The sequence below is a fragment of the Pseudanabaena sp. 'Roaring Creek' genome (assembly GCF_001402795.1).
GTDB lineage: Bacteria > Cyanobacteriota > Cyanobacteriia > Pseudanabaenales > Pseudanabaenaceae > Pseudanabaena.
Window position 1 is genome coordinate 1 of record NZ_LIRE01000266.1, and the last position, 3,023, is coordinate 3,023.

Sequence of the window (3,023 nt, forward strand, 5' to 3'; positions counted from 1 at the left end):
TATATAGCTACAGTCACTTGAATTAGGACAAATCAAACCCCAAGAATTGACTGGAGGCGCTTCGCGCCTCCAGTCAATTCTTGGGGTTTATGTCCTAGTACATTTGGCGATAGCTAGCTATAAGCCCTATTTTTTAGCATTGTAAAAATTAACATTTGTCATCTGTGCGCCCTCAAAAAGAGCATCCTGCACATTTGCCCAACTTAAATTAGCCCCACGTAAATCTGCCCCACGCAGATCGGCATTGCGCAAATCTGCTCCCTTAAGATTGGCATAGCGTAAATTGGCGCGATGAAGATCGGCGCTGTTTAAATTGGAGTAGCTCAGATCTGCCCCAGTGAGATTAGCACGGCAGAGCTTAGAATTGGCAAAGTTAGCCTTACTCATTAAGGCGTGGCTAAAGTCAATCTTATGCAGATCGATCGCCTGTAGATCTGCACCTACGAGATTGATATTAGAAAATACTTTTCGCCCCGCTCGATAGACTTGTAAAAATTCTTTAGCATCCATTAATTGACTAGCCTAGGCAAAATTCTATTAGTTATTGTACAGACAAATTTTTAAAAGCTTTGCCAAACGAGACTTTTATAGTACCTTTTGCTTAAAGTTATAGCTATAGTTACTCAAGTCAGGACAAGCCGAATAGAGAGTTGCGGCGCGAAGCGCCGCAACTCTCTATTCGGCTTGATTTTCGTCCTAACATTACTGGTTACTGAATGTAGATATAAAACAAAAGCGAAAACTGAATTTTTACTAAAGACATTGCATTGCAATGTCTTTAGTAAAAATTCTCAGATTCGGTGGATGGCTAGCGGCTATAAAAATTTGTCCCGTAATACTAACCCTCAAAAGAGTCTAGATCTAGTGCTGCTGAGCCACCCTTTTCTAACTCCACCAACATTTGTCCTAATTGCCGCCAAACAAGGAGAGCAATGCCTAAGGTAATGGGAATGGCGACGATATAGCCGAAAAGCGTCGGGAACCCAAATACTTCTAGTCCCGTGGACATAAATACGGCGATACTGATGGTCATGCCGAGATAGGGCACTTTGATGCTGGCACTTTTTAGCTCTAGCATGGTGCGCGAAGATTTGCTTTTAGACCAAATATTGACAAGATTCCGCAAAGTTACTTCAAAGGAGCGTCCACAGGCAATTCCTGCTATGAGAGAAATAGCAAATAAAAAATAGGGAGGATCGGAAGGAAAATAGTAATTCACAGGTATATAAACTTTTGAGTATGTAGTTATATTACTCCCTTCCCAGTGAATAAATTAGTGGCGCGGAGTGAAGCCATGCGCCACTAATTTTGATTTACAGCGCTTTGCGCTCAAACCCAAACCAAGAGAATTTTTGAATGCGTTGCGAAGCAACGCATTCAAAAATTCTCTTGTGGTTCGTTTGATCGATAATTGCTGTAAAACTTAGAAGAGCGTAACGCCCGCATAGCGGGCGGTACGCTTTCAACTGCTTAGTCCGAGAGCGGATAGTTGGGCTTGGGCTTTTTGTAGGGATTCGCGCCATTCTCGATCGCTCATACTATCAGCGACGATCCCTGCTCCGACCTGTCCCCAAATGTGATCGTTAGTTTTAAGCAAAGTCCGAATCAGAATATTCAGATCCATATTGCCCCGTCGATCGATATAGCCACAGGAACCATAAAATAAACTGCGGCGTTGGGGTTCTAATTTCTCGATAATTTCCATACAGCGTATTTTCGGGCAGCCCGTAATAGTCCCTCCAGGAAAAGTAGCGCGGATCAGATCGACTAAAGTGCGATCGCTTTGCAGTTTGCCCACCACGTTACTAACAAGATGCATCACATGGCTATAGCGCTCGATCGCCAGCAACTCGTCCACTTGAATAGTCCCTGCTTCGCAGACCCTTCCGAGGTCGTTACGTTCGAGATCGACGAGCATGATATGTTCGGCTTGTTCTTTGGTACAAGCGCGTAATTCGCTTTCAAATTCGCGATCTTGCTGCTCGGTTTTGCCGCGCGGTCTTGTCCCTGCAATGGGACGAGTTTCGGCATGGCGATCGCGTAAACTGACTAACCGTTCGGGGGAAACGCTGATCACTTCACCCCAAGTCGTGCGCCAATAACTGGCGAAAGGAGAAGGGTTGATCCTTTGTAAATGTCGGTATAGTTGCCATCCATCGGCTTGCCAAGGATGACCAAAGCGCATCGAGAGATTGGCCTGAAAAATATCTCCCGCATAAATATGTTCTTTGACTTTGTCCACCATCATCTCATAGCCTTGCTGGGGGGGCGAATAGGAAGGCTGTGCTCCAAGGATCGATGCGGTTGACTGGAACGACAAAGAATTAGCTGGGGATTTTATCTGGGAAACACGATCTCTGAGGCGATCGCTTAACTCATGTAATTCTTGGCGATTGCTCGCGGCGATCCAGACTTCCTGTGTCTGATGATCCATGACCGCAAAACTAGATGGCTCATACCAAAATGCGATCGGAAAAGGTAGGGTATCGGTTTTGGTATAGGGCAATCGTTCGATTTCCCAAGCGAGATCGTAGCCTAACCAGCCCAGATAGCCCCCCGTAAATGGTAAATGCTGCGGAAGTTGATCGGTATGGGTGTTCTGAGCAGAGGCGACTAATTGCGATCGCAATTGTTCTAGACAGGGCAAAATTTTCCCAACTTCGGGAGTCCAAAAGCGTAGGGGTTTACCTGCGGCAATGGAATAGCGGGCTAGTTTTGAAGGGGCTGCGGCGGGGCTTTCCAGCAAAACCGTTACAGGATCATGCGCATAGAGCGATTCCCATAAATCTGCGCCTGTCATTTCTGTGGGTAGCGATCGCTGAAGCCACACCCAATCGGTCATAGAAGATTTTGTAAGGTACGGTTTTATTAAACCGCAATTTGGTCAACTGATATAACGCAAAAGATGGCGGCGCGAAGCGCCGCCATCTTTTGCGTTATATCAGAAACTATAGTGGTAGCCAATTATGTTAGGACAAATCCAAAACCCGCAAATAGAGTAGCGGCGCAAAGCGCCGCTACTC

General features: G+C 45.8%; 3 protein-coding genes. All 3 read right to left on the bottom strand.

Annotation, left to right across the window (positions count from 1 at the left end; translation table 11 throughout):
• Nucleotides 1-126 precede the first annotated feature (126 nt).
• The 3 genes from AC805_RS09195 to AC805_RS09205 all read right to left on the bottom strand — a co-directional run bounded on the left by AC805_RS09195 (nucleotide 127) and on the right by AC805_RS09205 (nucleotide 2,842).
• Nucleotides 127-510 (bottom strand): pentapeptide repeat-containing protein, encoded by a 384-nt coding sequence (locus AC805_RS09195; protein ID WP_055075153.1) that lies wholly within the window; start codon nucleotides 508-510, stop codon nucleotides 127-129.
• A 328-nt stretch (nucleotides 511-838) separates the two neighbouring features.
• Nucleotides 839-1,219 (bottom strand): hypothetical protein, encoded by a 381-nt coding sequence (locus tag AC805_RS09200; protein WP_055075154.1) that lies wholly within the window; start codon nucleotides 1,217-1,219, stop codon nucleotides 839-841.
• A 243-nt stretch (nucleotides 1,220-1,462) separates the two neighbouring features.
• Nucleotides 1,463-2,842 carry an anthranilate synthase component I gene (locus AC805_RS09205; RefSeq protein WP_055075155.1) on the bottom strand — a complete coding sequence of 460 codons (1,380 nt, stop codon included), beginning with the start codon at nucleotides 2,840-2,842 and terminating at the stop codon, nucleotides 1,463-1,465.
• Between the last annotated feature and the right edge of the window lie 181 nt (nucleotides 2,843-3,023).